This is a genomic window from Paraburkholderia sp. EB58 (assembly GCF_050436665.1).
GTDB lineage: Bacteria > Pseudomonadota > Gammaproteobacteria > Burkholderiales > Burkholderiaceae > Paraburkholderia.
On record NZ_JBNDMQ010000051.1, the window covers coordinates 1 to 16,776 of the forward strand.

A 16,776-nucleotide genomic window follows, 5' to 3' on the forward strand; every position below is an offset into this window, starting at 1 on the left:
AAGTCTTACCCATGGCTGAAAGAGCCTCGTCACATCGCACGCGAGCGCATCCGAAAATATGGGCACGCGCCACGGGCTTAAGTAAGTGCCATTCGGCCAAGGACCCCAATGAGGTGAGTCCCGCGCTTGATCACGTGGCGCGCGCGGTGAATCTCTACGTGGCGTCGGGCGTGCCGTTGAGCAAGCTTAAATTCGTCGCGGTCGCTTCTGGCTCGGCCACGTCGTTGGCGCTCGACGATGCGCACTACCGGGCGCAGTTTGGCGTGCCTAACCCCAATCTGCCGTTGATTGCGATACTCAGGAAGGATGGCATCACGATCGCGGTGTGTGGCCAGGCCATGGCAGAACACCACTTCGAGTATGACTGGATTGATCCCAGGGTGACGCTGTCGCTGTCCGCACTGACCACCGTGACAACCCTGCAGCAGGCGGGTTATGCGTTGTTGCCGCTTTGACCACGCAGCGCGTGCGCGCCGTGCAGTCCGTTTCGCAAACTCGCTTTAGCCTCGCCGCTTCGCTGCGGCGAGGCGTCCGCCATTCAACAATCATGCCGCTGGCAATCCGTTAGTACAGCGGCGTTCCCGAGTTGTAAGCGCTGACGAACGACTGCCAGTCCAGATTGACCTGAGCCGCATAGCTGAAAGCGAAGGTCGAGATTTCCGACTCCAGTCCGCTCGTGCTCGTGACAGCATTGCTGACCTGTTTGTCGATGCTGTACTGGACGATGGCGCTGTTATAGTCCTGGTCGGAGATGGCGTGAGCCGATGCCAGCGCCTGGCCCAGATAAGTGGCGGCGGTATTGAGCTTGCCGGCACTGCTCAACTGCGTATAGTCGAAATCTTCCTCATACGGCGACTTCTCGTGGAAGTAGAAGGTCATGCCGTTGATCGTGGCGTAACCCACCAGCACGTCTGCATTGAGCGTTTGGGCCTTGTTGGTCATGGCGACGCGAGTGCCATCGTCGCTGTTGTCCGCTGATGACAACGTCTGCCCGCTGCTGCTTGCTTCGGCCACGGCGCTCGTGGTTTCCTGCTTCAACTCGAGAATCACGTCATCCGAGGTGGACGTGGACGGCCCTTCGATCAGAACGTAGTAGCGCAGCTTGCCCAGACTACCGACTCCGGAGCCCAGTTTCTGGTGGATATCCTTCACCTGATAGTAACTGGCAGCGTATTGCTTGGATGAAGAGATGCTGCTGATATAGCTGCTCATCGCGGCGGCGATGTTGCTGTAGGTCGTGCTGTCTACCGGGACAAGCGTATTGGCGATGTTCTGGAAGCCGCGCACACCATTCGTCACCTGGGTGTACTTACTTAGCAGACTGGAACGGCTGTCGCCGCTGGAGTCGCTGATCGTCGTTTGCACCACACCGGACGTATTACCGTTTTTGAGCTGAAAACTGAGTTCGGCGTTGCTGCCCATGAAGGTGTTCATTTCGCTGACATAGGCGCCGACCATGGTCTTGATGGCGGTTGTGATGTCGCTATCGGCAATACCATTGGCGCGGGCTGCGAGGACCATGCTGGTGGCCAGCCTGCGCAGATCCCACACATACTGGCCGAGATAGCCCTCGTCGAAGTCGTCTACGGAAAACACATTGGTGCCGCTGCTGTCCTGCCACGCGCCGAAATTGCCGATGTGGGCATCGCCGCCGATCCACGTATAGCCAGTCTGCGTCGTGGTGTATTTCGATGCAGGCAGGGTCAGCATGTCCTGGTAGAAGATGTGGTCCGTGCCGCGATAAAAGTCGAACGCGTCTCCCGCCATGGTCGCCATCTTGGTCGCCAGGTCGGTGCTGTCCGTGGCCGCGAAAGGATGGTTGTAGTTGTAGATTTGCGTCACCACCCAGCTGCTGCGCGAAGTCTGAGCCTGGGCGGTAGACCCGTACAGCAGTGCCGCAGCGGACAAAACGAGCCACGCTTTCTTCATTGCATCTCCCCGTGATGTAGATAAAAAAGGGGAGCGGCATGGCTGCCCCTGATTGGTGTCGGGGGGGATTCAAACAATGTTGAATGACAACGGCGTGAAATGGCCAGGATTTTAATAGCTGCTGCCTCGACAGGCGTTTGGCTAAAACCGGTCGATCAACCCTAACTGCACGCCCCGAACAGGCGCACCAGGATAAGCGGGCGGGAGCCCCGTCACATCGACACCGCGTAGCGTGAATTCAGCGCTGCCATGATTGCGCAGCATGCCGGCGCTCGCGTACAGCATGAGCCTCGCCGAGAGGTCATATTCGCACGCAGCGCTGAACTGGTCGACATTGTTGTCACCGCCTGACTGGTCTCGCATATAGGTGTATCCCAGCGAGGCACGGAAGTGTGCCGAGACGGCATAGCGAGCCGACACCGACATGCCGTCGTCGTGATAACGCGGCGATCCACCGTCACCGTTGAAGAACGAGACGAATGCGGTCGTCTTGCCAAGCACGTACGACACGCCGCCGAGATTCGCGCGCAGCCCTGTGGCGCCGGTGGTCTGCTGGTGAGCGTACGAAATGTGAAATGGCCCGTTGCGGTACGCGAAAGTCTCGTAGTTGCCGGATAGACCGTTGCCGTTGCCGCTGTTGGGCAATGCCACCATCAAGGTCGTCGTGAAGCCGTGCAGATCGGGCGAGAGATACGCGAGGCCGTTATTCGTGTACGGGGTGATCTTCGACAGATTGTTCAGTCCTGAGGCGATAGTGCCCGCGCCGAATGCATCGAGCTCCCCCTTGAATGGAATGTAGATGGGGGAGTACTGGCGGCCGAGTCGCACTTCGCCCCACGGCGCACCCACACCGATCCACGCCTGGCGGTTGAACAAAGTGCCCGACGTCGCAAGCGCACCGTCGGCCGAGTTGAAACCATTCTCGAGGTCGAACAGGATGCGCGTATCCGAACCGATCTGCTCCTCACCACGCAAGCCAACACGCGATCCGCGAAAGGCGCCCGAGTCCAGCCGTGGTGTCCACGAAGAACCCGGGTTGGTGATTTCGATGCTGGTATCGATGAGGCCATACAGTGTCACCGAACTTTGTGCATGGGTGCACTGGGCGCTCACGCCCAGTGCGAGCAGGACGGAAACCGGGCAGACCGCTCGCTTACGCACGCGGCTCAGCTCCCATCAGGCAATGCATAGGCAATCACGTAGTCGCCCAGTTTCGTGCCGAACGAGCCATGACCGCCGGCCGCAATCACCACGTACTGCTTGCCGTTGACTTCATAGCTCATCGGCGTGGCCTGACCGCCCGCGGGCAAGCGCGCCTGCCACAATTGCTCACCTGTGTTGGTGCTAAAGGCGCGGATATAGTTGTCTGCGGTTGCGCCGATAAAGAACACATCGCCCGCGGTGGTCATCGGGCCGCCGAGCATCGGCATCCCCATCTTGAACGGAAGCGGGAGCGGTGAGCTGTCGCGCACGGTGCCGATACGCTTCTTCCAAACAATCTGGTTGGTCTTCAGATCGATCGCCGAGACATAACCCCAGGCCGGTTGCTTACAGGGCAAGCCAAGCGGTGACAGGAACGGGTTTAGCGTCACACCGAACGGAACGCCATACTGCGGCTGAATACCGGATTCGGTGCCGCTGCCGCCCGCATCGCTTGCGGCCGGCTCGATCGGATTGCCCGGACCGCGCGGCATCAGCCTCGATACGAAGGGCAGGGCAATCGGATTGGCGATCGCGATCTGACGATCGGTGTCGACAGCCAGCCCGCCCCATTCGAACATACCGAGGTTGCCTGGGAATACCAGCGTGCCTTTCACCGAAGGCGGCGTGAACGTGCCGTCATAGTTCAGGCGGTGGAACATCACGCGGCACACCATCTCATCGAACATCGTGGCGCCCCACATATCGGCGCCCGTCAGTTTTTGGCTCGGCCGGAACGTCAATTCGGAGAACGGCTGGGTGGGCGATACGTGATCGCCCGGTGCCGCTCCTTGTGGGACCGGTTGCTCCGGAGCCGGGATGACCAGCTCGCCGGTGCGACGATCGAGTACAAAGATGTTGCCTGTTTTGGCAGGTGCATAGACCACAGGCACGACATTGCCCGATTTGTCGGTGATGTCGGCAAGCGTAGGCTGGGCCGGCAAGTCCATGTCCCACAGGTCGTGATGCACCGTCTGGTAGAACCAGGCGAGCTTGCCAGTCGAAGCGTGTAGCGCGAGCAGCCCGCTTGCATAGCGCTCCTCCTCGGGCGTGCGGTTGCCGCCCCAGATATCCGGTGTCGTCACGCCCATCGGCAGGTAGACGATATCGAGTTTGGCGTCGTAGACAGCAGGCGCCCACGAATTCGGCGAATTCAGCGTGTAGTGTTCGCCTTCGGCAGGAATGGCGTTCGGATCCTTGTTGCCCGGATCAAATGCCCAAAGCAGCTTGCCGGTATTGACATCGAAACCGCGGATCACGCCGGAAGGCTCGCGGCTCGAATAGTTGTCGGTCACTGCACCGGCTACGACGATGACCTTGTCGGTGATGACGGGTGGAGACGTGGGTTCATATTGACCTGCCGTGGTGACCGGCTGGCCATGCTGCAGATCGAGGTCGCCATTGTTGCCGAACTCCGCGCAGCGTTGACCCGTTTGCGCATCCAGTGCGAACAGGTGACCGTTGTTGACCGGCAGATACACGCGGCGCGAGCAGAGGGCGGACGCGGCGGTTGAGGCTGTCGTTTGACCATTGTCATCCGTGCTTGCAGCCGTCGTGTCACGCATGTCGTGATATGAGACACCACGACATGTCACGTGCTGAAAGCTCGGATCCGTTATTAGACCGGGGTCGAATTTCCACGCCAGCTTGCCCGTCGCGGCATCCAGCGCGAACAGTATCTGGTGCGGCGAACACAGGTAGAGCATGTTGCCCACCTTGATTGGCGTGACTTCATTGGTCGTTTCAACCGGGTCGGTCGGGCGCTTCGTGTCGCCGGTCTGGAAAGTCCAGGCAACCTGCAGGTTCTTCACGTTGTCCGCGGTGATCTGCTTGAGGGGCGAGTAACGGGTGCCGTGCTGGGTGCGGCCATAGGCAGGCCAATCGCCAGCCGTGCCGCTCGCGGCCGGGGTTGCCGAAGCCGCGGCATTGGCGCTCAGCGTCCCGTTGATTTCCTGTGGATCGTTGAAGGACGCATAAACGAGCACAACGCCGCTGAGAATCAGTGTTGCGCCCAATGCCAGCGCCACGGGTTTTCCGGGGGCGTCGAGAGTGCGGTAGACAAACGGTAGCAGCAGCCAGATGCCGAATACGACCAGCACATCGAGTCGTGGCGTGAGTGCCCAGAAGTCGAAGCCGGCTTCCCACACGCCCCATACGATGGTGCACAGCAGCAGTAGCGCATAGAGCCCAAGCGCGATGGCTCTACGGCGGTAAAGGAGGGCGGCCGTCACCAGCATGACGACACCGGCGATGACATAGTATGGCGACCCGCCGATCGCGGTAAGCCAGATCCCGCCAATCAGCAGATACAAGCCGGCGAGAGCGGCGAAGAGAACACTGAGGAGACGGCCTATGTCCGATGATGCGCGCTTCTGCATGATGTCGACCTCCTGGATTTCTATAAGGACGGGACTGCCGAGCAGTAACCGGGGTGAGGTGTAGGGGCCTCGTCGGCGCTCATTCATGAAACGACGCGGATCCGCCACGCATAGCGCCGTGATGGGCGATTGCATTTTTCGGGCCCGCTCGGTCACTGTATGCGACGGGGCGGCGGATTGCTTGTTAATTAGAACGGTGGCGTGCGGATAGACGAGCGAGCGGCCATATCGGCAGATCATTCGTCGGAAGATATTACAGTCGAATGTAGAAGAGGGCGTATTTCGTGCAGCACGTCAGGCAACAGCCGTCCGCGGCACCGTACTCACCTTCAGTGACGGTCCGAATTTTTCTTCGAGAGTCGCTGCGAGCGTTCCGAGTGTCTTGCCCAGATTGCCCAGCGCCTTGCCATAAACGAGGCACACGTCGATGGTCAAGACGAAGTCGAACACTTCAATGATGGTCAACTGATCGTGGCTCGCGCTCAGGTTCAGGAATTCGTGCGGCACGAGCCCGAGTCCAAGTCCGGACGCTACGAGCTTCAGTTGTTCTTCGATATCCTGAGAGTCGACGAACACGCGCATGCCAAGGCCCTGGTTGGCCATGGCACGCTCCAGCGCGGCGCGATAACCGCATCCGCCCGAATTGAGGATCCAGTCCTGATCAGCCAGAGCGGCGATGCTCGTGCGACTGTCTGCGCGCGGCGCGCTCCGGCTTTGGACGACCACTGCTTCAAGCGACATCACACACCGGCCATCGAGCGGCGCGGTAAAGGGTACACGATGCCATTCGCACGCGAGGTGGCCGCATACGCGCAGCGGCTCGGCAAGCCAATCGCACGCCTGTACGTCACTCACTATCATCCCGATCATCTGCTGGGCGCCTGCGAGTTCGCAGCGCCGCTTTACACGCTTGCGGCCGTTTCCGGCAAGATCGCCGCGGCTGGAGACAGGGTGGCGTCGGAGGAGCACGAGAAACACCCCGAAGACATTCCTGTTCACGCTCGACAGCCCGACTATGAGGTCCGTGAAGGGCTCGAGATCATGGATGGCGTGCGCATCGAGCACCTCAGGGTCCAAGCCGCGGAGACCGAAGATGCCTTGGTGATTGGCTTGCCCGACGTGCGGGCGGTGATTGTTCAGGATCTCGTCTATAACCGCGTGCATCTCTTTATGGGCGAGCGCGATTTTGACGGATGGCGCTCGGCACTCGGGACGTATCGCGAACTTCCCTATGATCTCGTGTTGCCTGGACACGGCGTACCAGGCGGCCGGGAGCTCTACGACGAGATGATCACGTATCTGGATTTCGGTAAGGACGCGCTCGCGTCGTCGACGAGCGCGGGGGAATTCAGGCAAAAGATGCTAGACCGCTTTCCCGACTACGGCGGCGTCAAGGTGCTGGATCACCAGCTTCGCTTTCTGTTTCGCTGATGACGTTTACTCCCGGATCGGGTCGAGCAGGTTCGACCTGAAATCGCAGCACTGCGAAGCAAGTTGTGCGATGGCGGCGGTGAGCGCGTGCGCCTGCTCATTCCGCTCGCCGACATTGCGTGCAGTAGTTCGAGTACTAGCGCAACAGTCAACATGATGCACCGGCCCGCCGTGCACTGTATCGCTCATGAAACAACCCAACTGTGATCTGACCTGTTCCGTCAAGTGCGTAACCTGATAAGCATCAAATATGTCTGGAACGGAGTTGATCATGACAGTCGTCGCGTCGCTTAGAACAGTGTTTTGGGGCTTTCTTGGTGTGCGTAGCAGTGCAGATCATCGCGCTGATCTCGACGATATCAAGGTTCCATTAGCCCTGCCGCTGATGGCCTTCGCCGTGGCCGGCGCGTTCGCTGTGCTGGTGTATGGGCTGGCGGATATCGCGGTTCACGTTGCGGGTTGATTCTGCCAGGAAACTGGACGGCGCTAGCTCCCCGGCGACAAAGTGAACAAAGTGAATGCGCCGTCCTACGCGCCAGCCGCGGCCGCCTGCTCCTCGCGCGCATATTGCGTAGGCGGCCGGCCGACATGCCGCGTGAACGCGACGCTGAACGTGCTGGCGGAACTGTAGCCGACGCGCTGCGCGATCTCGGCGATACGGCCTTCATTGCGGCGTAGCAGGTCCTTCGCGAGCGCCATGCGCCAGGTGAGCAGATATTCCATCGGAGCGACGCCGACCGCACGGCTGAAGCGCTCGAAAAAGCTCGAGCGCGAGAGCGCAGCCTCCTTCGCGAGTTCAGCCACTGTCCATGCGTGCGTCGGGCGTGCGTGCATCCCGCGGGTTGCGGCCGCGAGCCGAGAATCGGAGAGCCCGCGCACGAGGCCCGGTGACGCGTCGGTCCCTGCCACGGACCGCAGCGCCTCGATGAGCAGCACTTCCAGCAGTCGTGAGAGCACGACCTCGCGCGCGGGCCGCTGCTCGCGTGATTCCTCTCGCACCAGCCCCACGAGCGTGGCCAGCCGCTGTTCGCCGCGAACATGCACGATTTGCGGCAGCAGCGAGACCAGCAGGGACGCATCCGGCGAAGCGAAGCTGCAGTGGCCCGCCATCATTCGCACGTCGATCGGGTTGTCCGGGGCACCGATTCTGTATTCACCGTTGCCCAGTGGGGTGGGCGCCGCCGTCTCGATACCCGGCGGTGGCGGCTCGAGGCTGGACATCGCGACGCCGTAAGCCGCCGGAATCAGGACGAAGTCACCCGACAGGAGCTCAATAGGCTCGTGTCCGTCGATCGCGATATGGCACCCACCCTCGAGGATCACGCAATAGAACGGCTGGCCGGCATCCGAGCGACTGATGCGCCAGGGGCTGGCGCCGAGGACGAGCTTGGAGAACCGGGCGCCTGGCTGCAGCAGCGTCACGACTTCGGCCAACGGATCGATCATTGCCGGACTCCTGCAAATGAAATTCGGATGATTGATTGTAGCAAGTACGGTCGTGGCGATCTATCGTAGGGGTACACGCAAACCACCCCCCACAGGAATTTCCATGAAAACGGTGCTAATCACCGGCTGCTCGTCCGGATTCGGCCTCGAAATCGCCCGCTACTTCCTGGCCCGCGACTGGCAGGTCGTTGCCACGATGCGCACGCCGCGTGCCGACGTGCTGCCGCCTTCAGACCGCCTGCGCGTGCTGGCGCTCGACGTCACGAATCCGGAGAGCATTCGCGAGACCGTCGAGGCGGCGGGCCCGATCGACGTCCTCGTCAACAACGCGGGCTTCGGCGCGGCTTCCCCAGCCGAACTGGTGCCGATGGCGACTGTACGCGAGCTGTTCGAGACCAACACCTTCGGCACGATCGCATTGACGCAAGCGGTGCTGCCTCAGTTCCGCCAGCGCAGGGCCGGCGTCGTCGTGAACGTCACGTCGAGTGTGACGCTGAAGGCGCTGCCCCTGCTTGCCGCCTATCGCGCGAGCAAGGCGGCGGTGAACGCGTTCACTGAGTCGATGGCGCCTGAGCTCGAACAGTTCGGCGTGCGAGCGCACCTGGTGCTGCCGGGCCGTGCGCCCGACACCCGCTTCGGAGACAACGCGCGCGCCCATATGCATGGCCTCGACCACGAGGCCTATGCCGATCTCGTCAAGGAAGTCTTCGCGCGGCTGTTGGATACGTCTTCCCCGACCACCCAGGCACAGGACGTCGCCGAAGCCGTGTGGCGCGCGGCGACCGACTCGTCATCGCCGATGCACATTCCGGCCGGCGCCGACGCCGAAGCCTGGGCGGCCGAGCTTCGCTGAGCGAACGGCGCGCCACCGTGCTGAACTGAAACCAGCAACGGATTTTGTGCGCTACAACGCAATACAGGGCAATACGAAAGGAGATGACTATGCAAGACAAACCCGTCGCTCTGGTCACCGGGGCGAATCAAGGAATCGGTCTTCAGATCGCGAAGGATCTCGCGGCACATCGCTTCACTGTGCTGGTCGGGTCGCGCAATTTCGAGCGCGGCGAGGCTGCGGCCAAGGAGGTCGGGCTGGACGCTCACGCGCTGCAGCTCGACGTGACGGATCAGGGGTCGATCACGGCCGCGGCGGAACGCGTGCGCAACGAGTTTGGCCGCCTCGACGTGCTCATCCAGAACGCGGCTATTTCGACTACGAGGAAGCGGTTTGGTCAGTCCGTCGAGGAGTATGCGAAGACGACTCGACCGAGCAACGTGTCCATCGATGAAATGCGCGCGGTGTGGGACACGAATGTATTCGGGGTCCTCTCTGTTTACCAGGCGATGCTGCCGCTTCTGCGCGGAACGCCGGGCGCCCGCATCGTCAACGTGTCGAGCGGCGTTGGGTCGCTAACGACGAATTCGGACCCGGCCTACGCCTATCGGGCGATTTTTGGCCCGGTCTACCCGGCGTCCAAGACGGCTCTCAACGCTTTGACGCTCGCCATGGCACTCGAACTGGAACCGGAGGGCATCAAGGTCAATGCCGTCTCTCCGGGCTACACGAGTACGAACCTCAACGGCTATGCGGGCACGGAGACGGTCGAGGAGGGCGCTCGCGAGGCGGTGCGCGTCGCGCTGCTGGGCCCGGACAGCCCCACAGGGACGTTCACGCGCTGGGAAGGCGAAACAATCCCTTGGTGAGGTGGTTTCGAGCCACACTCCACTCCATTGATTTCAAGGAGCGCGACCTGCGTAATCGCGCTAGCGTAAGTGCCCCCCACCAGCTACAGATGCAACCTGACCTGGGTCGCGAAGGCCTGAATGACTTCTTCATTTCGCGCCAGAAGCAGCCACTGACCGACACGGGTCGAAACAAGCAGGCCCGCCTCGATCAACACCGCGACGTGGGCCGAGACGGTCGATTGGGATAGCCCACTGCGCGCATGGATTGCATTAACCGGTATTCCGCTGCCAGGAGCGCCGTATTCCTGCGCAAAGCATTCGCCCGGCGTCTTCAACCACCTCAGGACCTCGCGTCGGAACGGGTTGGCGAGTGCCTTATGAATTAAATTCTCGTCGACCATGGTGGGCTCAGTGGCGCTGCCTCGACAATGACTTCGCAATGTTCCTCGCGCAATCTTCGCCAAGGTCCTCCCTGACGAGGGCCAAGGCGAGCTGCATACCGTCACTGACACCGCACGACGAGTACAGGTTGCCGTCCTTCAGGCAGTGTTGATCACTCATGACGTGCACCAGGGGATACTCGGCGGAGAGACGTTGCGCGTGGCGCCAATTGACCGTCAACGTGCGATGGTCGGCAAGACCGGCGCGCGCGACCAAAAAAGCCCCGTTGGACACCGACGCGAGCTTGCGCACGCTACGTCCAGCCTCGCTGAGCCAGTCCACCAGTTCGCTATGCTCAAGCCCCGAACCGATGACCTGAGAACCTGGCACTACGACGATATCGAATGAAGTGCGCATGTCCGACAAGCTTTCCGTCGTGCCCACCGCCACGCCATTCGAGCACAGGACAGGCCCCGGCGACGGCCCCACGAGATGCTGGTCGTACAGCGTTGAGCCGCACAGACGGTTTGCTTCGTGGAAAACATCCATCGGGCCGGTCACTTCGAGCAGCCGGAATCCTGCGTACAGCATCATTGCAACTTGCATGCGCCGTTACTCCGCAAAGCCACTGCAGACGAGCGGTCGCATCCGCTGCGACCGCACCCGGTTACCGCTCGGTGTGAGGTATGGCATTTTCAACATGGTGAATCTGTCCTCGGTTATCGTCGCGTAGCAACGCAGACCGCGAATTTTGAAGAGGCGGCCTTAGCCGTACCGATCAAACTCAGTCTAATCAGGCGGCACGGAACAGGGAACACGTGGATGTCACCGTCCCTGGCCAATCAACGTGAGATTTAGGCCAACGGCGCCGCTGCGGGACTGTGGGACGTTGAATTGCGTCCCCGGGGGGTGTCCGCCGTGCACTGCTCCAGTTCGGTCTTCTTATTACACGGCTGCAAAAGACAATTACCGGTTAGTGTGTCCCTGTTTCCGGGCCGTTGCGGTAAGCTGCGATACCGCTCGTCAATACCGGTTTGTAAGCTTGCTCCAGTCGTTCGGGTGAAGCCTATCGAATCGCCGGTATCGGAATCGGGCCTATTAACTCCACGAAGGTCACGGCATGAAAGTCGCCATTGTTATATTCGATGGTGTGCAGGCGCTCGATGTTGCAGGCCCCCTCGACGTGTTCGCGGAAGCGAATACGATCCTTTCCGCAGAGCAGAAATACGAAGTCACCCTTATCGGACCTCGGGCCGGGGCAGTGACGTGCTCGAACGGTATGCAACTTTCGGTGCCGTTTGGCTATGCGGATCTCGACACGCAATGGGACCTGCTACTGGTCGCAGGCGGCCCGCAATTGCCCGACGCTCATCCATCCAGTGACTTTCTGACGTGGCTGCAAAACCAGGCGCGAGACGCGAAACGGTTTGGCTCTGTTTGCAATGGGGCATTCGTGCTTGCCCATGCGGGACTGCTTGACGGCAAGGAAGTGACAACTCATTGGGCGGATGCAGGCCGCCTCGCCCACGAATTTCCGCAGGCATCTGTGCAGCCCGACAAGATTTTCGTTCGTGACGGGCGCCTGTTTACCTCGGCGGGCGTGACGGCCGGCATCGATCTGTGCCTTTCACTTGTTGCCGAGGACTGGGGACACGAGTTGGCGGTGCGCGTTGCAAAACGTCTTGTGGTCTATATCCAGCGCGAAGGCGGCCAGTCTCAGTACAGCCCATATATTGGAGCAGGACGGGAGGAAGATCCGATTATCGGCAAAGTCCACCGCTATGTGACTGAGCATATAACCGATGCGCTCTCGATCGAACAGCTCGCGAGCGCAGTTTCAGTGAGCCGGCGGACCTTCTCGAGAGTATTTGCGAAGTATGCAAAGGTGACGCCGTCCGTGTTTGTCGAGCAGGTTCGCGTCGACACGGCGAGGAAGTTGCTCGAAGACACCGATGCACCGCTGAAGACCGTGGCATTTAAATGCGGCTTTCGCAGCGCCACGCATATGCGCACGACTTTCTCGCGACGGCTAGAGGTCACGCCGAAACAATACCGGCAACGATTCCGCGGTGAGACAGACAAGCAGCCACGGGTCGATAACGGTGCTCAAAAGCAGGTTGCTTTGCAATGACTGTCTCGTCTGTGACGGACGTTGAGTCCGTTCAATCGCTTCCTGATCTCCTTGAACCGGGCTTGTCGTTCGTATTTTGCGGCATCAACCCAGGCATGCGTGCGGCATCAAGCGGTCATCACTTCGAGGGTAGAGGCAATCGGTTCTGGCGGGTCATGCATCTTGCTGGTTTCACTCCAAAACTGATTCGTCCCGAAGACGACCACACGGTGCTTGAATATGGCTGCGGTCTCACAACCGTGGTCCCGCGAGCTACCGCTCAGGCCGCCGAGCTGTCGCGATCGGACATCGCATTGGCCGGCGACGCCTTCCGGCGCAAGATCGAACAATATGCTCCGAGGAACGTCGTTTTCCTCGGAAAGATGGCGCTCTCGGCAATCTCCGGCACGCGCGATATCCACTGGGGCCTGCAAGCCGAGCCATTCGGCGGCGCGCGCGCTTGGGTCGTACCCAATCCAAGTGGACTGAACAGGGGGTTCGACCTTGATGCGCTGGTGGCCGCCTACTGGGAAGTTCGCACTGCCGTAGCGTCCACGCCCTGAAGGTGCGCGTTCTGGCGCAGTGCCTCAGTAACGAATTCCATGAAAGCGCGAATCTTGCCGCTGCTGCTGCGTCGCTCGACATGAAGCAGGCTCACCGGGATCGACTCGGGCTCGAATGAGCTCAGGACAGGTTGGAGCTTGCCGTCGAGCACCTCCTGAGCCGCCTGATACGACAGCAACTGGGTTATCCCCACACCGTCGACGGCGGCGAGAACGGCAGCGACACCCAGGTCGACCACCATCCGCGGCTGAAGTCTGACGGGCAACCTCGAACCGTTCTCGTTGAACACCCACTCGAGCGGAACAGAGACACCGGTGAAGGACACACAGTGGTGATTGGCCAGATCCTTGGGGTGAAGAGGCTCTCCGTGCGCGGCCAGATAAGAAGGAGCCGCGTACGTGCGACGCCGCACAAAACCCAACGGAATGGCGAACGTCGAGGAGTCGCCAAGGTGGCCCACGCGGATAGCAATGTCCACCCCTTCCTCCAGAAGCCGCGTGGTTCGATCGTCGTACACCGCGTTGACGTTGACGTCCGGATAACGCAGCGCGAAGGCGTTGATGAGAGGCGCCACATACCGTTGGCCAAACAGAACCGGTGCAGAAACGGTCAACGTGCCGACGGGATTGAGTTGATCGGCCGCAATGTTGGCTTCCGCATCCGTGATGGTGTCCAACACTTTCCTGCAGGCTTCGAGGTAGGCCATACCGGCATCCGTCGGACGAACCGATCGGGTCGTCCGGGCGAGCAGGTGGGTGGCAAGACGGGTTTCTAGCGAGTGGACCGCTCGCGAGACCGCGGCGGCCGACATGCCGACTTTCTCGGCCGCACCCGTAAAGCTACCTCGGTCGACGATAGCGACGAAAACCTCCATCTCACGCAATTTGTCCATTCCACTTCCCCTCTGATCACCGGCGGCTACACGCCGTGATTCTATGCGTTGTGATCCACATAGTGGCGATTGACGTCGTCGAATGGCTCAAAGAAGTCACGAAATGTCCAACGCTGGATTCTTTCCAGATAGCAGAAATTGGCTGTTTAGATTTGCCACATCGGAAAGGGCCGCGTTACCGGTTCGAAAAAGACTCTTTCAGGCAGCGATGGTTATCAGGACCTCCATGGCCGCCTGGCAAAATTCGCTCACTCATTGGCCCAATACCAACCAGCTTGGACTCCAATGCATTGGCGCTATCCTGGACAATCACTGCACGTCGTAAGGCTGACTAAACACAGAGGTGCTTATGTTCTCCGCCATGCTTGAAGTTCACCCAATACCCGCACAAGTCGATGCCTATCTCGGCATGGCCAAGATGCTACGCCCTGAACTCGAGAAGATCGATGGGTTTATCGACAACAATCGCTACGCCAGTCTCACACGCGAAGGATGGCTTCTTTCACTGTCGAGCTGGCGCGATGAGAAGTCGCTCATCCGCTGGCGCAGCCAGGAAACGCACCACAAGATCATGCAGGCTGCGCGTGATCGCGTGTTTTCCGACTATCGCTTGCGCATCGGTCAGACCGTCAGCGATACCCAGGTACCCGCGGGACAGGTCTTGCGTGAGCAGCGCCTGGATGTCACCGAGGTCGGGCAGGGCACGGCGGTGACGCTGCACGATGGGAAGTTCTCGCCGGAGTGGGTCAAGCAGGCTCTCTCAGAAGAAGTGGCGAAAGCGCTTGGCATCGATACAAACGCGCCTGGCCTCGTTTCGTGGGACGTATTCGATCACCTGATCACATCGGGCGACGTGATCGCGGTGGTGACGTGGCGCGACCATGCAGCAGCTGAAGCATTCCTCGGCGATGCAGCGACGCCGGATGTCTCGCGCCTGCGCAATATCCGCATCGTCCGCGAGTACGGAATGTTCGATCGCCGGGAAGCGCCGCAATTCTTTAAAGAGGCGCAACCGATGGCCTAAAACGGCCGCATTGCGTTATCGGTGGTGGAGGATCCCCGATTTGCACGGGTCCTCCAGCCACGATGTTTAGATGCCCTATCAAACATAAGTAGCAACGGGACCTCTATGACTACAGGTAACTCTTTATCAACGGGAGCGGGAGCGCTGAATGTCGCGCAGTCGCCGGGACCCGCTGCTGTGCTGGGAACAGCAACTCCCGCACAGCCTGTGCCCAAACAAGCCACGCTTTCGCTTCGTCTAGCCATTGGCCTCATCGGGATGCTTTTTGCATCGCTGTTGGCCATCCTCAACGAACAGGTCACCGCCCTATCGCTGGCGGACATTCAGGGCGCGCTCTCGATCGGGCATGACGATGGAACGTGGCTGACCACGCTGTTCGAAGCGGCTAACGTCACGACGATGGTGTTTGCTCCGTGGTTTGGGATCACCTTCACGCTCAAGCGATTCACGATCGGCGCCGTGATCGCGACGATGCTCTTCGGTTTCCTGTGCCCCTTCGCACCGAACCTGCATACGCTCTATGTGTTGCGCGTCCTGCAGGGGATGGCTGGCGGATGCCTTCCCCCAATGTTGATCATCGTGGCGCTGCGCTATCTTCCGCCCAAAGTGAAACTGTACGGACTCGCCGGGTACGCGCTTACGGCGACCTTTGGACCGGCAGTCGGCACGCCGCTCGCCGCTTTGTGGACCGAATATGTGGGTTGGCAAATGGCCTTCTGGCAAATCGTCCCGCTCGGCCTCGCAGTCTGCGTGGCGATCCAGCAGGGGCTGCCGCCCGATCCGCTCAAGCTCGAACGACTCAAGGCATTCAATTGGACCGGCTTTCTGACGGGTTTTCCCGCCGTCGCCATGCTCGTGATCGGCCTTCTGCAAGGGGATCGGCTTGACTGGCTCAATTCCGATTTCATTCGCGTGATGTTTGTCGGAGGGGGGCTGCTGCTTGCGACCTTTCTCGTCAACGAGTGGTTTCACCCGCTGCCTTTTTTCAAGCTGCAGTTGCTGTCGCGCAGAAACTTTACGCACGGACTGATGACACTCGTGGGCGCGGTCATCCTGCTGGTTGGCGTGGCTGCGATACCTGGCCAATATCTCGCGAGGGTTCACGCCTATCGGCCACTGCAGACTGCGCCCTTGTCGTTGCTGGTGGCGATCCCGCTATTGATCGCGCTTCCTTTGACGGCTGCCGTCCTGAATCTGCGGCGGGTTGATCACCGTTGGGTCATGGCGATTGGATTGTGCCTCATGATCACCACGTGCCTGATGGGAAGCTTCATCACGTCCGAGTGGATCCGCAACGATTTCTACTGGCTTCAATCGATCCAGATCGTCGCGCAACCGATGGTGATCCTGGGAATCCTGATGGGCGTGACGACGGACCTGGCCCCGACCGACGGTCCGTTTGCTTCGGCGATGTTCAACTCGATCAAAACGTTTTCCGCGGCTGTGGCGACGGCGCTTATCGAAGGCTTGGGCACCGATCGCGAACGTCTCCATTCGAACATGCTCGTGGACCAGTTGGGCAATCACGCCCTCGTGACGAGCCAAAGTATCGACGCAGTTCACGGTCTCGGCGAACTTGCACACCGGATTCACGAGCAGGCCGTGGTACTGACTTCGGCGGATCTCTATCGCGTCATCGCGGGCATTGCCCTCGCCACTCTTTTCCTGGTGCCAGTGTTACCCGTGCGTATTTATCCGCCGTGGTGCACTACGCCTCCCTCTTCTCGTTAAGGGACGC

At 60.4% G+C, this 16,776-nt stretch carries 17 protein-coding genes; 9 read left to right on the top strand and 8 right to left on the bottom strand.

All coding sequences use genetic code 11. The features are described from left to right. Positions 1-455: DsrE family protein (locus tag P3T40_RS40495; RefSeq protein ID WP_429273303.1), on the top strand; the 455-nt coding region annotated here is incomplete at its 5' end. Between the two features lie 109 nt (positions 456-564). Here the strand turns inward: P3T40_RS40495 and P3T40_RS40500 are convergent. From P3T40_RS40500 to P3T40_RS40515, 4 genes are all read right to left on the bottom strand, one after another. Then, positions 565-1,929, bottom strand: a complete 1,365-nt coding sequence (locus P3T40_RS40500) for a DUF2252 domain-containing protein (protein WP_429273304.1) — start codon at positions 1,927-1,929, stop codon at positions 565-567. Positions 1,930-2,070: 141 nt separating this feature from the next. Further along, the gene (locus P3T40_RS40505; RefSeq protein WP_429273350.1) at positions 2,071-3,057 is read right to left on the bottom strand and encodes a porin; all 987 of its coding nucleotides are present in this window, start codon (positions 3,055-3,057) and stop codon (positions 2,071-2,073) included. 38 nt (positions 3,058-3,095) lie between these two features. Next, positions 3,096-5,507 (bottom strand): glucose/quinate/shikimate family membrane-bound PQQ-dependent dehydrogenase, encoded by a 2,412-nt coding sequence (locus P3T40_RS40510; RefSeq protein WP_429273305.1) that lies wholly within the window; start codon positions 5,505-5,507, stop codon positions 3,096-3,098. 294 nt (positions 5,508-5,801) lie between these two features. Beyond that, a complete protein-coding gene (locus tag P3T40_RS40515; RefSeq protein ID WP_429273306.1) occupies positions 5,802-6,377 on the bottom strand; it encodes a substrate-binding domain-containing protein in 576 nt (191 codons plus the stop codon). On the opposite strand from P3T40_RS40515, the gene P3T40_RS40520 reads away from it, so the two are divergent. Together P3T40_RS40520 and P3T40_RS40525 are read left to right on the top strand one after the other, a co-directional pair. Beyond that, positions 6,288-6,938 carry an MBL fold metallo-hydrolase gene (locus P3T40_RS40520; protein ID WP_429273307.1) on the top strand — a complete coding sequence of 217 codons (651 nt, stop codon included), beginning with the start codon at positions 6,288-6,290 and terminating at the stop codon, positions 6,936-6,938. The two genes, P3T40_RS40515 and P3T40_RS40520, sit on opposite strands and share 90 nt — an antisense overlap. 271 nt (positions 6,939-7,209) lie before the next feature. Then, positions 7,210-7,401, top strand: coding sequence for a DUF2970 domain-containing protein (locus tag P3T40_RS40525; RefSeq protein WP_429273308.1), 192 nt, complete (start codon positions 7,210-7,212; stop codon positions 7,399-7,401). Between the two features lie 65 nt (positions 7,402-7,466). Here the strand turns inward: P3T40_RS40525 and P3T40_RS40530 are convergent, their stop codons facing one another. After that, complete coding sequence (locus P3T40_RS40530; RefSeq protein ID WP_429273309.1) at positions 7,467-8,384, bottom strand: AraC family transcriptional regulator; 918 nt, start codon at positions 8,382-8,384, stop codon at positions 7,467-7,469. Between the two features lie 103 nt (positions 8,385-8,487). On the opposite strand from P3T40_RS40530, the gene P3T40_RS40535 reads away from it, so the two are divergent. Together P3T40_RS40535 and P3T40_RS40540 are read left to right on the top strand one after the other, a co-directional pair. Next, complete coding sequence (locus P3T40_RS40535) at positions 8,488-9,237, top strand: SDR family oxidoreductase (RefSeq protein WP_429273310.1); 750 nt, start codon at positions 8,488-8,490, stop codon at positions 9,235-9,237. Between the two features lie 89 nt (positions 9,238-9,326). Further along, positions 9,327-10,085, top strand: coding sequence for an SDR family oxidoreductase (locus tag P3T40_RS40540; protein ID WP_429273311.1), 759 nt, complete (start codon positions 9,327-9,329; stop codon positions 10,083-10,085). An 83-nt stretch (positions 10,086-10,168) separates the two neighbouring features. Here P3T40_RS40540 and P3T40_RS40545 read toward each other — a convergent pair whose 3' ends face one another. Beyond that, on the bottom strand, positions 10,169-10,468 hold the full coding sequence (locus tag P3T40_RS40545) for an ArsR/SmtB family transcription factor (protein ID WP_429273312.1): 300 nt from the start codon (positions 10,466-10,468) through the stop codon (positions 10,169-10,171). Positions 10,469-10,475: 7 nt separating this feature from the next. After that, positions 10,476-11,054: an AraC family transcriptional regulator gene (locus tag P3T40_RS40550; protein ID WP_429273313.1), complete on the bottom strand. Its 579-nt coding sequence runs from the start codon at positions 11,052-11,054 to the stop codon at positions 10,476-10,478. 514 nt (positions 11,055-11,568) lie between these two features. Between P3T40_RS40550 and P3T40_RS40555 the strand changes: the two genes are divergently transcribed. Next, complete coding sequence (locus tag P3T40_RS40555; RefSeq protein WP_429273314.1) at positions 11,569-12,579, top strand: GlxA family transcriptional regulator; 1,011 nt, start codon at positions 11,569-11,571, stop codon at positions 12,577-12,579. Continuing rightward, positions 12,576-13,121, top strand: coding sequence for a G/U mismatch-specific DNA glycosylase (gene mug, locus P3T40_RS40560; protein ID WP_429273315.1), 546 nt, complete (start codon positions 12,576-12,578; stop codon positions 13,119-13,121). Before P3T40_RS40555 ends, mug begins: the two co-directional genes overlap by 4 nt. Here the strand turns inward: mug and P3T40_RS40565 are convergent. After that, on the bottom strand, positions 13,082-14,014 hold the full coding sequence (locus P3T40_RS40565) for a LysR family transcriptional regulator (RefSeq protein WP_429273316.1): 933 nt from the start codon (positions 14,012-14,014) through the stop codon (positions 13,082-13,084). The genes mug and P3T40_RS40565 overlap by 40 nt on opposite strands. Before the next feature lie 349 nt (positions 14,015-14,363). Between P3T40_RS40565 and P3T40_RS40570 the strand changes: the two genes are divergently transcribed. Both P3T40_RS40570 and P3T40_RS40575 read left to right on the top strand, forming a co-directional pair. Beyond that, positions 14,364-15,038, top strand: coding sequence for an antibiotic biosynthesis monooxygenase family protein (locus P3T40_RS40570; RefSeq protein WP_429273317.1), 675 nt, complete (start codon positions 14,364-14,366; stop codon positions 15,036-15,038). Positions 15,039-15,143: 105 nt separating this feature from the next. After that, entirely contained in the window at positions 15,144-16,769 is a 1,626-nt protein-coding gene (locus P3T40_RS40575; protein WP_429273318.1) for an MFS transporter, read from the top strand. The last annotated feature ends 7 nt before the right edge of the window (positions 16,770-16,776 follow it).

Bases quoted from the DNA above. Each gene is read 5' to 3' on its own strand.
- P3T40_RS40575 (WP_429273318.1), top strand. From the start codon at position 15,144: ATGACTACAGGTAACTCTTTATCAACGGGAGCGGGAGCGCTGAATGTC.
- P3T40_RS40555 (WP_429273314.1), top strand. From the start codon at position 11,569: ATGAAAGTCGCCATTGTTATATTCGATGGTGTGCAGGCGCTCGATGTT.
- P3T40_RS40550 (WP_429273313.1), bottom strand. From the start codon at position 11,054: ATGCAAGTTGCAATGATGCTGTACGCAGGATTCCGGCTGCTCGAAGTG.
- P3T40_RS40520 (WP_429273307.1), top strand. From the start codon at position 6,288: ATGCCATTCGCACGCGAGGTGGCCGCATACGCGCAGCGGCTCGGCAAG.
- P3T40_RS40545 (WP_429273312.1), bottom strand. From the start codon at position 10,468: ATGGTCGACGAGAATTTAATTCATAAGGCACTCGCCAACCCGTTCCGA.
- P3T40_RS40540 (WP_429273311.1), top strand. From the start codon at position 9,327: ATGCAAGACAAACCCGTCGCTCTGGTCACCGGGGCGAATCAAGGAATC.
- P3T40_RS40565 (WP_429273316.1), bottom strand. From the start codon at position 14,014: ATGGACAAATTGCGTGAGATGGAGGTTTTCGTCGCTATCGTCGACCGA.
- P3T40_RS40535 (WP_429273310.1), top strand. From the start codon at position 8,488: ATGAAAACGGTGCTAATCACCGGCTGCTCGTCCGGATTCGGCCTCGAA.
- P3T40_RS40530 (WP_429273309.1), bottom strand. From the start codon at position 8,384: ATGATCGATCCGTTGGCCGAAGTCGTGACGCTGCTGCAGCCAGGCGCC.
- P3T40_RS40500 (WP_429273304.1), bottom strand. From the start codon at position 1,929: ATGAAGAAAGCGTGGCTCGTTTTGTCCGCTGCGGCACTGCTGTACGGG.
- mug (WP_429273315.1), top strand. From the start codon at position 12,576: ATGACTGTCTCGTCTGTGACGGACGTTGAGTCCGTTCAATCGCTTCCT.
- P3T40_RS40510 (WP_429273305.1), bottom strand. From the start codon at position 5,507: ATGCAGAAGCGCGCATCATCGGACATAGGCCGTCTCCTCAGTGTTCTC.
- P3T40_RS40515 (WP_429273306.1), bottom strand. From the start codon at position 6,377: ATGATCGGGATGATAGTGAGTGACGTACAGGCGTGCGATTGGCTTGCC.
- P3T40_RS40525 (WP_429273308.1), top strand. From the start codon at position 7,210: ATGACAGTCGTCGCGTCGCTTAGAACAGTGTTTTGGGGCTTTCTTGGT.
- P3T40_RS40570 (WP_429273317.1), top strand. From the start codon at position 14,364: ATGTTCTCCGCCATGCTTGAAGTTCACCCAATACCCGCACAAGTCGAT.